15 protein-coding genes and 2 pseudogenes are annotated in these 16170 nt (G+C 37.2%); 15 read left to right on the plus strand and 2 right to left on the minus strand.

What is annotated here, in order from left to right; genetic code table 11:
- Positions 1 to 55: 55 nt before the first annotated feature.
- The 12 genes and pseudogenes from MKY24_RS08090 to MKY24_RS08145 all read left to right on the plus strand — a co-directional run bounded on the left by MKY24_RS08090 (position 56) and on the right by MKY24_RS08145 (position 10713).
- Positions 56 to 1432, plus strand: a complete 1377-nt coding sequence (locus MKY24_RS08090) for a helix-turn-helix transcriptional regulator (protein WP_339201746.1) — start codon at positions 56 to 58, stop codon at positions 1430 to 1432.
- A gap of 366 nt (positions 1433 to 1798) precedes the next feature.
- Entirely contained in the window at positions 1799 to 2344 is a 546-nt protein-coding gene (locus tag MKY24_RS08095; RefSeq protein WP_339201748.1) for a hypothetical protein, read from the plus strand.
- 411 nt (positions 2345 to 2755) lie between these two features.
- On the plus strand, positions 2756 to 3301 hold the full coding sequence (locus MKY24_RS08100) for an RNA 2'-phosphotransferase (RefSeq protein WP_339201749.1): 546 nt from the start codon (positions 2756 to 2758) through the stop codon (positions 3299 to 3301).
- A gap of 182 nt (positions 3302 to 3483) precedes the next feature.
- The gene (locus tag MKY24_RS08105) at positions 3484 to 4827 is read left to right on the plus strand and encodes a WXG100 family type VII secretion target (RefSeq protein WP_339201750.1); all 1344 of its coding nucleotides are present in this window, start codon (positions 3484 to 3486) and stop codon (positions 4825 to 4827) included.
- Positions 4827 to 5315 (plus strand): hypothetical protein, encoded by a 489-nt coding sequence (locus MKY24_RS08110; protein WP_071640119.1) that lies wholly within the window; start codon positions 4827 to 4829, stop codon positions 5313 to 5315. The genes MKY24_RS08105 and MKY24_RS08110 overlap by 1 nt, the downstream gene beginning before the upstream one ends.
- 345 nt (positions 5316 to 5660) lie before the next feature.
- Positions 5661 to 6107, plus strand: coding sequence for an RNA 2'-phosphotransferase (locus MKY24_RS08115; protein WP_279832193.1), 447 nt, complete (start codon positions 5661 to 5663; stop codon positions 6105 to 6107).
- 186 nt (positions 6108 to 6293) lie between these two features.
- A pseudogene (locus MKY24_RS08120) lies at positions 6294 to 6389 on the plus strand (DUF1805 domain-containing protein); the annotation flags it as partial.
- A 695-nt stretch (positions 6390 to 7084) separates the two neighbouring features.
- Complete coding sequence (locus MKY24_RS08125; protein ID WP_279831443.1) at positions 7085 to 7483, plus strand: hypothetical protein; 399 nt, start codon at positions 7085 to 7087, stop codon at positions 7481 to 7483.
- Positions 7480 to 8136, plus strand: a complete 657-nt coding sequence (locus MKY24_RS08130; RefSeq protein WP_339201752.1) for a DUF5984 family protein — start codon at positions 7480 to 7482, stop codon at positions 8134 to 8136. Before MKY24_RS08125 ends, MKY24_RS08130 begins: the two co-directional genes overlap by 4 nt.
- A 476-nt stretch (positions 8137 to 8612) precedes the next feature.
- Positions 8613 to 8834 (plus strand): hypothetical protein, encoded by a 222-nt coding sequence (locus tag MKY24_RS08135; protein ID WP_104495212.1) that lies wholly within the window; start codon positions 8613 to 8615, stop codon positions 8832 to 8834.
- 450 nt (positions 8835 to 9284) lie between these two features.
- Positions 9285 to 10448, plus strand: coding sequence for a WXG100 family type VII secretion target (locus MKY24_RS08140; RefSeq protein ID WP_076294942.1), 1164 nt, complete (start codon positions 9285 to 9287; stop codon positions 10446 to 10448).
- Between the two features lie 13 nt (positions 10449 to 10461).
- Positions 10462 to 10713: a hypothetical protein gene (locus tag MKY24_RS08145; RefSeq protein ID WP_023987879.1), complete on the plus strand. Its 252-nt coding sequence runs from the start codon at positions 10462 to 10464 to the stop codon at positions 10711 to 10713.
- A gap of 546 nt (positions 10714 to 11259) precedes the next feature.
- Here the strand turns inward: MKY24_RS08145 and MKY24_RS08150 are convergent.
- A complete protein-coding gene (locus MKY24_RS08150; protein WP_279831432.1) occupies positions 11260 to 11952 on the minus strand; it encodes a hypothetical protein in 693 nt (230 codons plus the stop codon).
- A gap of 1512 nt (positions 11953 to 13464) precedes the next feature.
- Between MKY24_RS08150 and MKY24_RS08155 the strand changes: the two are divergent.
- From MKY24_RS08155 to MKY24_RS08165, 3 genes and pseudogenes are all read left to right on the plus strand, one after another.
- A pseudogene (locus MKY24_RS08155) lies at positions 13465 to 13986 on the plus strand (WXG100 family type VII secretion target); the annotation flags it as partial.
- A 10-nt stretch (positions 13987 to 13996) separates the two neighbouring features.
- On the plus strand, positions 13997 to 14287 hold the full coding sequence (locus tag MKY24_RS08160) for a hypothetical protein (RefSeq protein WP_071558963.1): 291 nt from the start codon (positions 13997 to 13999) through the stop codon (positions 14285 to 14287).
- A 315-nt stretch (positions 14288 to 14602) separates the two neighbouring features.
- Entirely contained in the window at positions 14603 to 14905 is a 303-nt protein-coding gene (locus MKY24_RS08165; protein WP_023987881.1) for a DUF1805 domain-containing protein, read from the plus strand.
- A 151-nt stretch (positions 14906 to 15056) separates the two neighbouring features.
- Here the strand turns inward: MKY24_RS08165 and mtnA are convergent, their stop codons facing one another.
- On the minus strand, positions 15057 to 16166 hold the full coding sequence (mtnA, locus tag MKY24_RS08170) for an S-methyl-5-thioribose-1-phosphate isomerase (RefSeq protein WP_068940172.1): 1110 nt from the start codon (positions 16164 to 16166) through the stop codon (positions 15057 to 15059).
- Positions 16167 to 16170 lie beyond the last annotated feature (4 nt).

Raw genomic sequence — 16170 nt, forward strand, 5'->3', positions numbered from 1 at the left:
ATAGTTTTTTATCTATGCATCATATGAAAAGTTTATGATGAAGGGTGGTTTATCTATGGAGATCACACCTACGATTAGAGCAGAAGTTCAAACCTATCTGATACGGAAAAGCTTAACCATGACCGAGTTTGGACACATCATTGATTTGAATGTAGGTACGGTTAGCAGTATTGTTACTGGAAATCGTATTTTATCCGTTAACCAATTGGATCGCATTACTGCCGGGATGGAATTACCACCAGACTATTTTTATGAACGTTACATTGAAGAGTGTATCATAGAAGAAACGCTCAACTGGCGAAGAATTAGCCCTTTTTTGTACCGATGTGTGGAGCTTGATCGACTCGATTGCTTGCAACGAGTTGTATTTTTGTTGCTGGATAATCCAATCTATCCTCCGTTACTCTTTGAAGTAGCCGAGAATATTTACAGAGATGGTCACAATGAAGCAGCGGCGTTTCTTTATGAAAATGTGGCCGAGAGTGAAAGGCAGCAACATTCAGAGCGATTGGCGGTTTGTCATTATCGATTGTTTACGATTCGTGTTGGAGACGATCAAGAGAAAAACTATGATGCAGCGGTTCAGTTCGAGCCTTACGTTGAAAGATTAGATGAAATAGATCAGCTTGATGCACTAAGAGCGTTGGTGAATACATATCGTTCTCTACGAAAATGGGTTAAATTGGATTATTTTGCTAAATCGCTGGGAAATAAAGCGAAAATACAATACAAAATTGATCAACAGCATTCTGAAAATAGTGAACATACAAAGAAGCCGCTATACCCTTCATTTGTCTACTGGGCATTTTCGCATTTAATACGTGCTGAAGTTTGTGATGCTAATAAAGATTATGAGACAGCACTCCAACATATCCAGAGATATGCCGATTTAAGCTGGGTAGAAGAGAAAGATGAAACGACCCTAGAATGGAAAAATCAATTTAAAGAATGGGCAAGCGCTAATATTTATGTGAATAGGCTTATGTCAGGCGACTTAAGTGTAATCCCTGATTATGTTGCTTATTTTTCTTCAAAGAAAGATGAAATACTCCCCGCAATAGATAATATAATTGAGGTGGCTAATCGATATAATATAAATGTAGATCACATCCTTGAATTGTTTGAAGCAGAAATTCAGTCTTTTTTGAATGAACAAAATCAGGTAGGCGTATATACTCAACAAATTAGTTCAGAACGTTTTACTCATTTTTCAAGGGAATTGGCGATCTATCTTTTGCGTAAGGGGAGATTTTCAGACGGCTTCACATTTTTGTTCAGCTGTTTGGAAAAGTCTGCTGAAGCTAATAATAGAATACAAGCAATCAGATGTATGAGGTTGTTTACACATTTTAAAGAACATGCATCTGCTCACACGAGGGCAGTCTACGGAAATCTAATTAAAGTGGTTAATGAAGATGAAGATGAAGAGTAAGTTGATTCCACCCTCCTAGTATCCAGTTTTATGTCAGTAGCATTAGTAATTACGATCCAACTGGACAACATGGAGGAATGTTGGAATAAAATAATCTCAAGTTTAAGATCACAATAGACCTAGAAAATTAACTATGATCAAGAGGTTAGATGGAATTATCCGTCTAGCCTTTTTCATATCGTTTGTTTTGCTCTACATAAATAAGCTTCTAGAAGTGACTTAGCTTGGACTTTTATCTGTCAAATGCTTATTTGATCATTGGAAGATTATATAATGTGGAAAGTAGTATTTAAATAACAAGACATATTGCCTATTCCCTTCATTTCCCTTATGATAATTGCACTACTACCAAAGAAGGAGATACATATGAAGAAAGCTATTCTACTACTATTAATGTTTGCTATCTTAATTCCATCACAAGTATTAGCAGCAAAAGCTACAAAAGCTATGTCAACAAGTGAAATCGAAAAAATATACTTTGAGGATTACAAAGGCCATGTCAAAGAAATTAGAATTGCACAGAAACATCTAAATGCTGTTCTGGGGGCAGAAGTTCGTGAGCTAACTCAGAAATTAAGTCAAGCATCAGCGCGCTATAAAAACGAAGTGAAAAATAAATCAAGTAAAGCGGTAATAGCTCAAGCCAAGGCTGAATGCGATAAATTAAAGAAGCAGCTCAGCGTGGCGAAGGTGGAACTAAGTAAAAGTATTAAAAATTACAAAAAAGAAAGCGAACAAGCATTAAAAGATATTGCAAATCAGAAAGCAGAGCTTATAAAATTCATTAAGAACCACACAGCAGGAAAAGATAAACTTACGGAGTCTCAATTTAACCAACAGGTTAATGGAGATATTAAGTCGATTAACGGCTCATTTACCGGCATTTTAAAAATGTTGATGGAAGCTAAATAATGGTGAGTAAAGGCAGCAGGTATCACCTGTTGTCTTTTTAATTTAGGCTTATAATGGAAGTTATTGTTGGAGACTTTGGATTGCTGTGGAATGGAGACAAAGAGGATATATGGATATGGATGAAATAAATTTGTTCGTTTTTATATAATGAAGTACGATTAGCGAGGAGAAAAATTTATGAATCGTAAGTTTTTTATCATGGCTTTGATAAGAGGTATTTTCGGGTATTTCCCTTGTGGGCTGGGAGTTGCAGTATTTATTGGAGGCTTATAGCAGATATAGTCTAAGAGGTTTTTTAATTGGAGCTACATTTTTCCTTATCGGGGGATTGGTGCTTTACTTCACAAGACGCTATGAATCATCAGATTGGTTACTTTAGATAAAGCAAATATTACATTAGAAGGAGTATAGATGTTATCACCAAAACAAGAAGAGAGCCTTAGTAAATTTATGAGTAAAATTCTTAGGCATACACCAGAACAGTTTGGAATTAAGTTGGACCATGAAGGTTATTGCCACGTGCATGACTTAATTTCAGCAATTAAATCAGAGAATAGATGGTTGGATATAGGAGAAGCAGGGATTGATCAAGTCGTAACTAATTGTCCAAAGAAGCGATACCACATGGTAAATGGATACATACGAGCGAACTACGGGCACAGTGCAGGAAGATTAGATTACAAAGAATCCATTCCGCCAACTGCTCTTTATCACGGAACAAATAGCAAAGTAGTTGATAAAATTATTACCGAGGGAATTAAACCAATGGGGAGAAAGTATGTTCATCTATCTGAGACACTTGAATTTGCAACATTGGCAGGTAAGAGACGTGGTGAATTAGTCATTCTTGAAGTCGATACAGTAAAAGCGCTGGATAATAATGTGAAGTTCTATATCGCTAACAATGGTGTTTGGCTTGCCGATTTTGTGCCTCCACAATATTTCAAAAAAATTTAACAATGATATTTTCGTTTATATTAAAAAGAGGCTTTATACAATACTTTTGACATAGTAAATCCGTTTATATCAGTCCATTTGTCACATAATATAAAAGGAAATCTCAGGATAACAGGTGGATATCCCTAAACATCTCCTTCTGATAAGATTATTTCCATCTAAATTAAAATGGACGTGATCAATTGGGGAGAATATTGGTTCCACCTGACAAGCTTATGGAAGTGGCTGACCAGTTCTTGCATGGTAAACACGAAATGGAACGTATATTGAATTTACTGAATGGAAGAATTGATTTTGTCCAACAAGGTTGGTCTGGTGCTACCCGAGAGAGGTTTTTCCAAGATTTTCAGGTCTCTAGACAATCCATGGGCGTGACGCTTGAACGACTTTCTACGGTTGCACAAGAACTCATTTTTATTTCAAAAAACTTCACACAGGTAGATGGAGAAAAAGTCGTACTGGATGTGCCAGGGAATGGTGTGCCTGTTAAAACGGCATCAAGCGGTGAAGGTTGGTTACATAAAATCTTTGAACAGATCGGTAAAGCTGAGATCACAAAAGCCGAAGCTCAGATGGAAGCTAGTAAGCTTCAAGGGGAAATTTTGTGGGATACTGCTCAGGGAGCGAAAGGTGCTATTCAGGAAGATTTAACCTTGGGGATGCTGCCTGACAAAGACCGTGACTATGATCATCCTATGGCTGCTAAAGTAGGTGAAATTCTCGGTCACGTAGCTACGACATTGCAGGGAGCTGGTGAGGTAATCGTTGGAACAGGTGGAGAAGGATTATCAGTTGCTGTTTCATCCACGGGAGTTGGTAGTATTATCGGAATACCTGGATTGATTGGCTCAGCAGCTTTAGCGGCACATGGAGGTACAACCGCAGTTAAAGGCGCAAGCGGAATAGGAAAAAGCTCAGCGGAATTGTGGCAGATGATGAAGGGAGAAGGTGGAGGTTCATCTAAATCTACTCCATCTTCGGGAGCTAAGGCAGAAAAGGCTCCACATGTAATCGAGGGAACTCACAATAATAATATAGGGAGTATAATTAAGGAAGGAAATAAGACGAAATATACAAACCCTGCTGGCAATGAATTGACATGGGTTGATCAACATCCCAAAAATATTAACCGGGATATTGAGAACTTTATGAATAGCTCAGATGTAGGAAAGGCAACTGAAGCAAAAGTAGCTGGCTTTTTAAAAGAAGAACGGGAAGTCACTGGTTTTGGACAAAAAATTTTAAAGAAAGATGGTCAATTTGCAGGTGATTTAGATGTAGTTACAAAAAATGAATTAATTGAGGTTAAGGCTTCAATCAAAGCAGTTAAAGAAGGACAACTTGAGAAAATGACAATTACGACTGATAAGCTTTATTTTAATCCAGAACAGAAGAAAGTTATACTTTATATCGATAAGCCTTTGGGCAATCTATCTCAAAGTAATATAGAAAAATTAGATAATATCAAGAAGCTAGGAGTAACTGTTGTAAATTCCTTAGAGGAATTAAGAAAGGTGGTTAAGTGATGGGAAGTTCGGCTTTTATTTTAATAGAACGAGAAAAATATACACCTGAGAAATTACTGGGAGATGCAATCGTAGCTGCCTTTCATGCAGATGCTGGATTATATTTTGACAATGATAAAAAATATAAGAACGAACAGTTTTTTTCAACAACTCTAAATATATCTTATAACCCACTGGGTGCTGAAAATAACCAGCAGTTTATATTCTATATTGACGGAATTGATAATTACGAAATTAATTATGAGCATGATGAAGATATTAGTGGATTAGATTCAAGCTTGTCCTTGTATCAAGTAGGATGTATTGAAGATGTTTATGGTGTTGAAGAGCTAATTTTTCGATTTATATATGAATATCTCAAGCTAAATCCTACTGACTATTTTTGGATTCCTGATTATGATTGGGTTTACAGTTGGGAAGATATTCAGAAGTTCAGATCTCTGCCCTATGATCCAAACTGGTGCTATAAAAATCCTAAATCAATATAATTCACAGCAATTGATAAATATCTATAAGCTTGCTCCTTTAATGATAAAATGGGGGAAAGCTTTTTTCATATTAATTTATCTGATAAAGAAGATAATTTGCATGCACCTAAGAATTAAGAGGCAGGATTAATAGGAGAGTCTTCAATCAGACTACTAACTTAGTGATATGGTTAAAGTATACGGGAAGGTACGTAAATGTTATGAAGTATGATACATACTTAAAATTATGGGAAGAACAAAATAGTCTAATGAGACTATTAGAGAGGAGGGGGATGAATCAGAAATTTTTTATCATGGCTTTGATAAGAGTTTTTTTAATTGGAGCTACATTAGGGTTATTGTGACATTCAAGATTTGATTCAAGGGATAAGATCAGAGAATAGATGGGCCGATGTCTGTGAGTCGGATATCAAGCAAGTAGTAAACCATTGTCCAAAGCAAAGGTATGAAACTGTTAATGGATACATAAAAGCTAATTACGGTCACAGTACAGGCAGGTTAGATTATAAGGAAGCTACTCCACCAACCATTCTCTATCACGGTAAAAACACAAAGGTAATCCACAACATTTTTAATGAAGGAATTAAGCCAATAGGCAGAAAGTATGTACATCTATCGGAATCCCTTGAGTTTGCAATTTTAGTAGGCAAAAGACGTGGGGAACTAGTGATCCTCGAAGTAGACACAGAAAAGGCATTAGCTAATCAAGTGAAGTTTTATAAAGCCAACCATGGTGTTTGGCTTGCTGACCTTGTACCGCCACAGTACTTAAAGAAGTTTGACAAAGCGTAGACCTAGAACATTAACGATGATAAAGAGACTAGATGTGATGAATCATCTAGTCTTTTTGATATGGCCTGTTTGCTGTAAATACATAATTCTCCTAAAATTTTGAATGTATCCACGAGTGTCCACACTTACCCGGAAATGCTGCATAAAATATCCCGGGTGAACAAAGAGGAGGTGCATGTGAGAACAATGATACACATGGAATCCGTGCAAGTGGGTGAGCATACATTTATCGGAGTCGAGGTCAAACTGCCTAAAACAACGCTGCTGACTATCTCCTACTCCGTGGTTACTCATGTTTGGTGCGTCTAAGATACGGCTACTTCAGGGGATTAAAATCTCCTTTATTTAAGCCTTAAAGTCAAGCAGGACAAGCTTTCATAAATATTTGCTTCGAACCGTCAATTAAGAAAAGAAGCCGTTGCTTGGATGGCTCCTTTGCCTTAAAATTATTCGGATGAAATCTACTTATTTACTCTTATGCATAAAAAAGTAATTGTATACACCACTCCAGCAAAGAGGCTTAGTAGAAACGAGGTTGATAATGTTCTGAAAATAAAAGTAGAAGTGGGTACCGTATAGAATTCAAACATACCGTTGACCGAAGAGCTCGTTGTTGTTGGCCCTTTAATAAAAGAATAGTATATTCCTACAAAAAAACCGTAAGACAAATACTTAATAAGATTTTTTTCGAATTTACTCATTTGTTAGCCTCCAATAATGTTTTTGTAAAAGTAGAATTCTTGTACTATGAAGCCATTCAAAGTAATGTAGGAAAAGTCTATTAATATAGCGATCTTAAAAATCTTTGGTAAGGATGTTTATTGATATTATGTCAATTATATTGTTTTGAATCAAGAAAAAGGAATAATGATATATTCATCTTTACTCAATCTTTGGTATTAGCGCTATGGATAAAATCCCTGAAAATCTAGGTTATTAGGTGCGGAATAGGGAAGAGCTCAGCGGAATTGTGGCAGATGGCGAAAGGAAAAGGTAGAGGTTCATCTAAATCCCCAGAAGTTAAGGTAGAAAAGATACCTGATGGACTTGAAGGAACGGGTGAAATTCAAAAGAGAACGTATGAGCCTAATCCCAAACATGATCCTCAAAGTGGGTGGGGGAGTCCCAACCCAATTCCAGACGCTGAGACAGGGCAAAAGTTATTGGATGCAGCCTACTCATCTTCAAAAAATAAGCAACTATATAATATTTATGAGGGGAAGCTTGTTAAATTTAAACCAGATGGTGAAATGGGTTGGCATCCATATGAGGTTACGAACCCTGCTAGGGAAGTACCTGCCGATGTATTAAGGCAGTTCCTAAGGGATGGTAAAATTACGAAAGTGGAGTACAATAAGCTATTAAGAAATAAGTGAGGTGCGTTATTCTGAGAACATTTGGAGATAAAAGTACTTTTGCTATCCAATATGAATTTGTAAATAATCCTTTTAACGAAAAGAGTTTAGCTGGTGAATCATGGGGAAGAATTGAATTGTTTGTTCGAGGAAGAAATATTTTCGAGTATAAGAGAGAAAACGTTGCAATACCTTTTCAATGGAATTTAATTTATATTGTTGAATGGTTTAGTGAAAATCATATGCATATATTGAGTGATGAAGCATTTCCTCTTCCAGCTGAAGGACAAAACACTCTTGAACTTATAAATAATTGTTTGTTGTTTGAGTCCGATAATGACGCTGAATTTGATCAATGGTTTGATACAAAGCAAGAATGGGAGTTTAAACACTCATGGTTTTCAAATAGAGCAGGCTCATTTTTGCCTGATGTATTCTTCAGGAGAGTTAACGATGAAATAGAGATTGCATGGGATAATGAGTCTACGTACTCTTCGGAAGGGATCACTTTCATGAATCCAATTGGAGTTGAATATATCCCCATGGGTATATTTGATTCTACTGTAAGGAATTTTGTTGAAGATTTCTTGGATAATCTTCTATTTAATTCTAAGAACAAAAGTGACGCCGAAAGAATTTGTGAAAAAATAAAGGGTTTAATAGTCCAAGAATAGTTTTACTGCTTTGATTATCTTTATGCCTCTAAGGCTTTTTTGATGAGCTATCAGTGCCCAATAAACCAATCATTAAACTATAACTCTTAATACTTAACACTAAACGATACAGTGGGCTAGATGGGATTATTCATCTAGCCTTTTTGGTTAGTATGGGTTAGAGGATTTATGTTTTTTAAAGACTGAAAAAATAAAGCCTCATTTAAAGGACTTTTTGTGGTCTGGGTGCTGTGTATGGGTACTATATAAATTGTAAGCACGACAAAGCATATAGTCTCCTATGCTCTAACATTCGTTATAAAGTAGTAAGATGCCATTACACCTAAGAAAATTAAAACAATTGCGCTACACGCGATGTAGGTTACACGAATCATGGAAATTTAAAGCAGCATCCAGAGTGGTCTCATGAACATGTTTTTGAATGGAAAGAAAGATGGGGCATTTAAAAGAGTTAACAAGAAGTAGGAGGGACTTTTTTGGAATACAATGAATTGGTGGAACGTTTTGAAATGGGGGAAGAGTTTCAGTTCTCCTATAAAAATGATAGCTATTGGATTAGCCAGAATGAAGAAGGGTACTTTCTTACTCGTGAAAGAGACAGTTTTTCGCAGTCGTTTGAATCAGCAAGAGAGTTGTTTATTCTTGGGAAGATTGATGATAAGACTATTTTAGAGTTGTGGGATAACATAGACATTTGAAAAAGTACTATTTGAGCCTACTCCTTAATAATAAAAACGGGAGTGGGCCTTTTACATAGTTAGTCAATCTGAATAAAGGAGGATGACATTTACAAACACCTTGCTTCAAACGAAGGTGCGTCAAATTCAAATTACCATGCTCCAATATCAACATTACAAGTTGTTGAGCTAATCAAGCAGATGAACAAAATGCCCATCTAAAAGATATTACCGATATTGTTAAGGAACTCGGTATCACGAAACAACAGCTACATAACTATAAAAAACTCCTAAAGTTGATTCCTGAGTTACAGGGTATGTTTGAAGATCAGGAGTTGAAAGCGATGACTATAAGCTTTTGGTCATAGGTATAAAGTTATCTTATTTCACATAACAATTAGGAATTAAGTTCGTTTTCCATAAATCGGAATAATGTTACTATGTCATAACGAACTCAAACAGAGGTATATTATGACAACAATTAAAGTGACACCTGAGCAGCTTATGACTGCCTCCAAGCAGTTTGAGTTAGCACAGCAAACGGCAACTCAAATGAATAGTAATTTAGTACAACAAATTTCATCTATGGGGCAATTGTGGGAAGGACTGACTAAAGAGCACTTTTACTATTCCTTCCAAACCTCTCAGAAGAATATGAATGACTTTGTTACCTTGACGGATTCTATTGCTAGGGAATTACGTCACCATGCAGATAAATTCAGATTAGCAGATCTGATGGAAGCAGGTAACATTGACGCAAGTTGTTTACCACCTCCACCGAATTCATGTGCTGTTCCTGCTCCAGATACACGGAATGCGTTCCAAAAATCAGTAGATAGCTTAACTGAACTAGGTCAGGATTTTGTAGACGCTAACTCAGTACGCTATGAGAAAAAGTTTAATTCAGTCTGGAGCTTTCTAGATTATATGTCATATGGTATTCCAAAAGGAATGTACCAAGGGTACATGGAACGGGCAGCTAAACAAAACGATTCATGGAATGACATGCTCAATTTCGGTACATTTGGAGTAACAGGTATGATTCAAGGGGCATTTAATCCAAACAATGCCTGGTCAAAGGAACACTGGGCTAATATGATCGGTACAGCTGGATTAATTGGAGGAGTTAGTTCAGTAATCAAGCCTAAAATTGGTTTGAAATCATCTATTAAGTATGAGATTCCGAAGAATAATGCGAATTCGAAATTGCGTAATTCAATAGAATCTGAACCTAAAACAGAAGTACAAACAGGTGGAAGAAACGATCTTTCAATTGATGAATATTTTCGTAGAGAAGCTGAAGCAGATGAGATGTATGATCAAATCAGAGCGTCTGATAGTGATGTAAGAGCAATAGCTGAAAATTCTGGAATGAAGGAAAGTAGAGTTCAAAGAATCAAAGAACACGTTTTCATAAATGAACATATAAAGTCGAGTGGTTATGGCAGATTTCATTCTGATTACGAAATAGCTCAAGCATGGGATAGATTACAAAAAGGATTACAAACAGAAAAAGATATGGATTTGCTTAATCATGAATTGTTTGAATCCAGATTTGAGGGTATATTTAAAACAGACTATGAGACTGCTCATAAAGCTGCGGTAAGGTCGGGTCGTCCATGGGAAATAGAATAGAGGAGATTTTATAATGGGAGCATTTGTTTTACTTTTTAAAGAGCATGAGGATGAGAATGTAGTTATTTATAGATATGGCCCAAATGAACACATTATGGGGAAAATTCAATTGAACAAAGAGACTAAGCTATTCTCTGAAATTGAACCTTTACCAGATCCGAGTCATTCAAATAAATTTTATTTTGATAGGGCTGCACAGCGGATGGCACGTTGCTTCGTTAAAGAAGGTGGTATATTTCCCGAAAAGTTGACATTTGAATCATAAAGTAGCTTCAATAATACGAACCGAGCTTGCTCCTTTAACAATAAAATAGGAGTGAGCTTTTTTCATTTTTCATAGTAATTTATCTGATAAAGAAGATAATTTGCATGCACCTAAGAATTTAGAGGTGGGTTTAAACAGGAGAGTCTTCAATCAGGCTACTTACTTAGTGATATGGTTAAAGTAACGGAAGGTACGTGAATGTTATGAAGTATGATGCATACTTAAAATTATGGGAAGAACAAAATAGTCTAATGAGACTATTAGAGAGGAGGGGGATGAATCAGAAATTTTTTTCATGGCTTTGATAAGAGGTTTTTTAATTTGAGATACATTTTTCCTTACCGGGGCATTAGTGCTTTACTTCACAAGGCGCTATGAATTAATAAAGTGCTACTTTTATCACGAAAAGAGAAGCGCTGAGTAAATATATCAAACGCTTCTCTTATTAATAATCTGGTTAATAGATATAGAATAAGTAGTATGCCTAGCGCTATCCCTATTATTGTAACAGGTTCTTATTCATAATATTTATTGCGTCCTTTGTTATTAATTTAAAAATTGTGATTCCCAAGTACCGTCTGCATATCCCCAAATTGTATGTGTACCAGTTCCGATTACCTCTTCAAGAGACGGATGAGTAAAGTTCCAAGTGAAATATGCTGTCTGGTAGGCGCTGCGCTTGTCAGAGTTAATATGTGGTTTCTCTTCTTTTATGGTGATATTCACTAAAGGGACCCACTTTCTTGTAACAACTCCACCGCCATTTAGAATTTCAGTCACTTTCCCCGCACTAACTCTGTAATGTATATATACTTGTGTTGTAATAATATTGATACCAAATGTAGAAACGACTGTTTCAGCATGAGGTGTATATTCAGTCGCAAAAGGAGTAGTAGAGTGTGCTTGTTTGTTTTGGTTTACCCTCACTTTTATATCTCCATTATATAAATCTGAATCTTTTCCGCTTTGTATTACATTAAAAATTGATTTTATCGCTTCAGGATCATTCATATAATTTACAAACTTTTGTTGTTCTTCTTGCGAGAGATTTGTGAACTGCTCTAGAATGACAGAGGAGTCATTATCGTTCTGCGAGTTGAGTTCTTTATTATTGGCTTTTAGATAATTAATGTAGTCTTCAGGGGTGTTAATAGATAAAGAATCCTGTGCGTTAACTGAGTAAGGAAGTACACTTAAAAATAATACAAATACAACAAACAAACTTAATAATTTTTTCACTTTATAATCACTCCTTAGATATGTTAGTAAAACAAAACCATTAACATCCTTTAAATGGATTTGATTTACAAGGAATATACTACCATATATAAAATAAATTATCAAATTGTAGACTAGTAATAAATCTAATTGAAATCAAACAAATAAATATAATGAAAGTTGATAATTTAATAAAAGTATGTAACTAAAGTTCAGCTAAGGATGGAGACTATAACATATATGAATTGTCAAACGGCATCTTTTATTATTTCTGGTTGCGAGATCCCTTTAGGGGAAGTAATGAGGCGATGTACATATCTTAACTAATGATGATAAGGAAGTTGGATGGGTTACACTGATTAAGGATGTAAATAGTCTAGCAATGCTTATGAATTGGAGAAAAGTTGCTGTTACTATAACAATTAATCAGTTCTTGAGAAAACCGAATAATAAGTACTACTTCAAGAAGTTAGTGAAGCACTTACTACTTACTTGAGGAACATAAAAACAGTATTTGATAATCTTTTGAAGGGAGAAAATTACGTATGAAGCACTACTCAAAATACAAATATGTTTATAATAACTGGTATGTAGCTAGTTGCGAGAAGCATGGTGAAAAACCAATTGATTTGACATCTACTTTGAAATTGTTCCTGAATGTAAAATGGAAGAAATGAGACAGTTGTTGCATCGATGGAGTAACACCATAAAAGCAGGATTTTACTGTCACTTTTAAGAAATGTATATGGAATAAATATAGGAAGGCAAGTTGTTGAATAGTAAAATCACAATTCTCAATGGCAAAGAATCATTTTTGTATCGATTTATCTTAAATACAATTAACTTTGGAACCTTTCATGCTGATACTTTACATATTTCGATGAATTAGTGATTGAAGAGTTGCAAACGCACGAAAAACTAGTTGGTTAGGGAAAAATGATGCTGGAGAGCCTTTTGGAGATAATTCAGTATTAAAATTGATTACCACAATAAGACTGCCAAATGGCCATCAATGAGAATATCAAAAATTACTGGATGGATTCGCCCCAATGAAAATATGACCTATGAAGAAGTATACACTTTTTACGCCAAGTGCGATTTTATCCCAGATGGAAAGTTGCTCAAATATATAGAATAAAACATAACAGTATAACATTGAAAAGATAAACCATAACAGTATGGCAATGGTAAAAAGATTTTATGGCTGTAACATTAAATTTTGAATTAGAATGCAGACTGATAAAGATCTAACCCAGTACCAAATTCATAAGATTGTTAATGCCGCAGTTGAGAAAGTGCATAAGGAATTAGAAGAACTCAAAAAAGATTAAAAGAACTCGATGATGGCAAAACTCATGGGATATTGCTAATGCTTATTCCTGAGTTGCAGGATATGGTTGTTGTTACATCCTATAAGGCCTTTAGACGCAGATAGAAAGTTTATCCTTTCTTGTAACGATTGGGAATTAATATGGTGTTCCATAAATTTGAATAGTGTTTTTATGTCATAACGAACTTAAACAGAGGTATAATATGACAACAATTAAAGTGACACCTGAGCAGCTTACGACTGTCTCCAAGAAATTAGAACAGGCACAACAATTAGTAGCTCAAATGAATAGCAATTTAGTACAACAAATTTCATCTATGGGGCAATTGTGGGAAGGGCTGACTAAGGAGGAATTTTACAATTAACCCCATACATCTCAGAAGAATATGAATGACTTACCCTGACGAATTCTAGTGCTAGGGAGTACGTCACCATGCAGATAAATTCAGATTAGCAGATCTGATGGAAGCAGGGAACATTGACGCAAGTTGTTTACCACCCCCACCTAATTCTTGTGATGTTCCTACTGCAGATACATGAAACGCATTTCGAAAATCGGCAGATAGCTTAACTGAACTAGGTCAGGATTTTGTAGCCGCTAATTCAAAATGCTATGAGAAGAAATTCAATTCAGTGTGAAGCTTCTTAGATATATGTCTTTTGGTATTCCAAAAGGAATGTATCATGGGTACATGGAACGGGCAGCTAAACAAAACGATTCATGGAGATGTTCTTTTGGAGATTATGAAGTTAGACGATATTATTAAAACACCCAATAAAGGAATCATTTTAATTGGAACAAATATTGGATTAGATAAGCAGGATCATACGAATCTGAAAAGTTTGATAGGTTCAAAAATACAAGTAGATAAGGTAGATGGGACAAAATGTGAACTGGACGTATTGGATATTAGCCTTTCTTTTTCCATTGCTAACCTTCCACTCATTGGTATTAGTGTAAAGGATTCAGAAAATATTAAAGATATAAAAAAGGGAACACAAGTAGTGCAATTGTTGGATGGATAAGGTAATCAAGCAGATGGACAAAATGTCCATATAAAAGATATCCCCGATTCAATTGGAGAAGATGAATGGGTTGAAGACTATAAATGGTATGCTGCAATAGCAGCAAGGAACAGCCACATCTGAGCAAGTAAGGATGTTGGACCAGAGATACTGAAGGAATAATATTGTGAACACAGATAAAGTAAATGTGTCCACTTTCTAGTCTAGACCCATAAGCCTCCTAATATTTTGAATGTATCCACGGGCGTCCACACTTACCCGGAAGTGCTGCATAAAATATCCCGGGTGAACAAAGAGGAGGTGCATGTAATAACCATGATACACATGGAATCCGTGCAAGTGGGTGAGCATACATTTATCGGAGTTGAGGTCAAACTGCCTAAAACAACGCTGTTGACGATCTCTAACTCCCGTGGTTACATCATGTGTGGTGCCCTGGATGTTGGACTGCTCAATGAACGGCTGGCGGATCGGAAAATTCTTGCCGCACGAGCTGTGGGGGTAAAAACGCTGAAGGAATTGTTGGAAGCGCCGATGGAATCGGTGACGACTGAAGCGGAGCAACTAGGGATTAAGCCAGGTATGCCAGGATACGAAGCACTTTTGAAACTGGTGTAATGAAGCCTATGTGCATATGTTGCATAAAAGTAGAGGAACAAGAACCGAAAAAAACCGGACTTTTTGGCTCCGGTTTTTTTCTATGAAAAGTATTATTCTATCGAGAAGAATCATTTGAATTATATACGAACGATATGACCTGCAAGAACAATTATTCGGCAAACAAATGGGTCAGGTTCTCGCTAAAGGGTGCTTGTACAATCCCTTTTTCGGTAATGATGGCGGTAATGTACTCATGAGGTGTAACGTCGAATGCTGGGTTGTAGACTTTGATGCCCTGCGGGGCGGTCCTTTTACCAAAGCTTTCGGTAACTTCCTCCGCAGAACGCTCTTCAATCGGAATATCTGAGCCTGTTGCGGTCTGCAAATCAATGGTAGATAGTGGCGAAGCGACATAAAAAGGAATGCCATGCGCCTTCGCTAGCACAGCTAGACTATAGGTGCCGATTTTGTTGGCCACATCTCCATTAGCAGCGACTCTATCTGTGCCGACAATAACGGCCTGTACCCATCCTTTGGACATCACCATGCCCGCCATATTGTCACAGAGCAGGGTGACATCAATGCCTGCCTGCTGAAGCTCGAAAGCGGTCAGGCGCGCCCCCTGCAGCACGGGGCGGGTTTCGTCGGCAAATACTTTGAGGTGAATGCCGTTCTCCTGCGCAAGGTACATCGGCGCGAGCGCTGTTCCGTATTTCGCTGTCGCCAATCCGCCTGCATTGCAGTGAGTAAGTACGCCCATCCCGTCCTCGAACAGAGGTAAAGCATGGATGCCGATCTGGCGACATACTTGCTCATCCTCTGCCTGAATGGCTGTGGCTTCACGTTCCAGCCCGGCATTCCAGTCTTCGACCTGACCTTCGCTAGCTTCAACGATGAGTTCCCCAGCCCGCTTCTTCATGCGGTCAAGGGCCCAGAATAGGTTCACTGCCGTCGGGCGTGAAGTAGCCAAATGTCCGCACACGGTGTGTACATGCTGCAGCCACCCAGCAGCGTCGGTGCCGTCGTAGGCGGTAGCTCCTAGCACAACGCCGTAGGCCGCAGCCATCCCGATAGCAGGCGCACCACGTACCTTCATGGCATGTATGCCATCCCATACTTCCTCGGCCGTGAATAAATCCAGCATGACAATCGTTTCGGGCAGCAGACGCTGATCCAACATAGACAAGCGGTTGCCTTTCCACACCAGCGAAGATAGAGCCTGACTGGACACTGCAGCTTTCCCAGAGGTTACGGGCGCCGATTCTTTCTTTTCACTCATATTC

Origin of the sequence: Paenibacillus sp. FSL P2-0322 (assembly GCF_037975315.1) — a bacterium.
Classification (GTDB): domain Bacteria; phylum Bacillota; class Bacilli; order Paenibacillales; family Paenibacillaceae; genus Paenibacillus; species Paenibacillus polymyxa_B.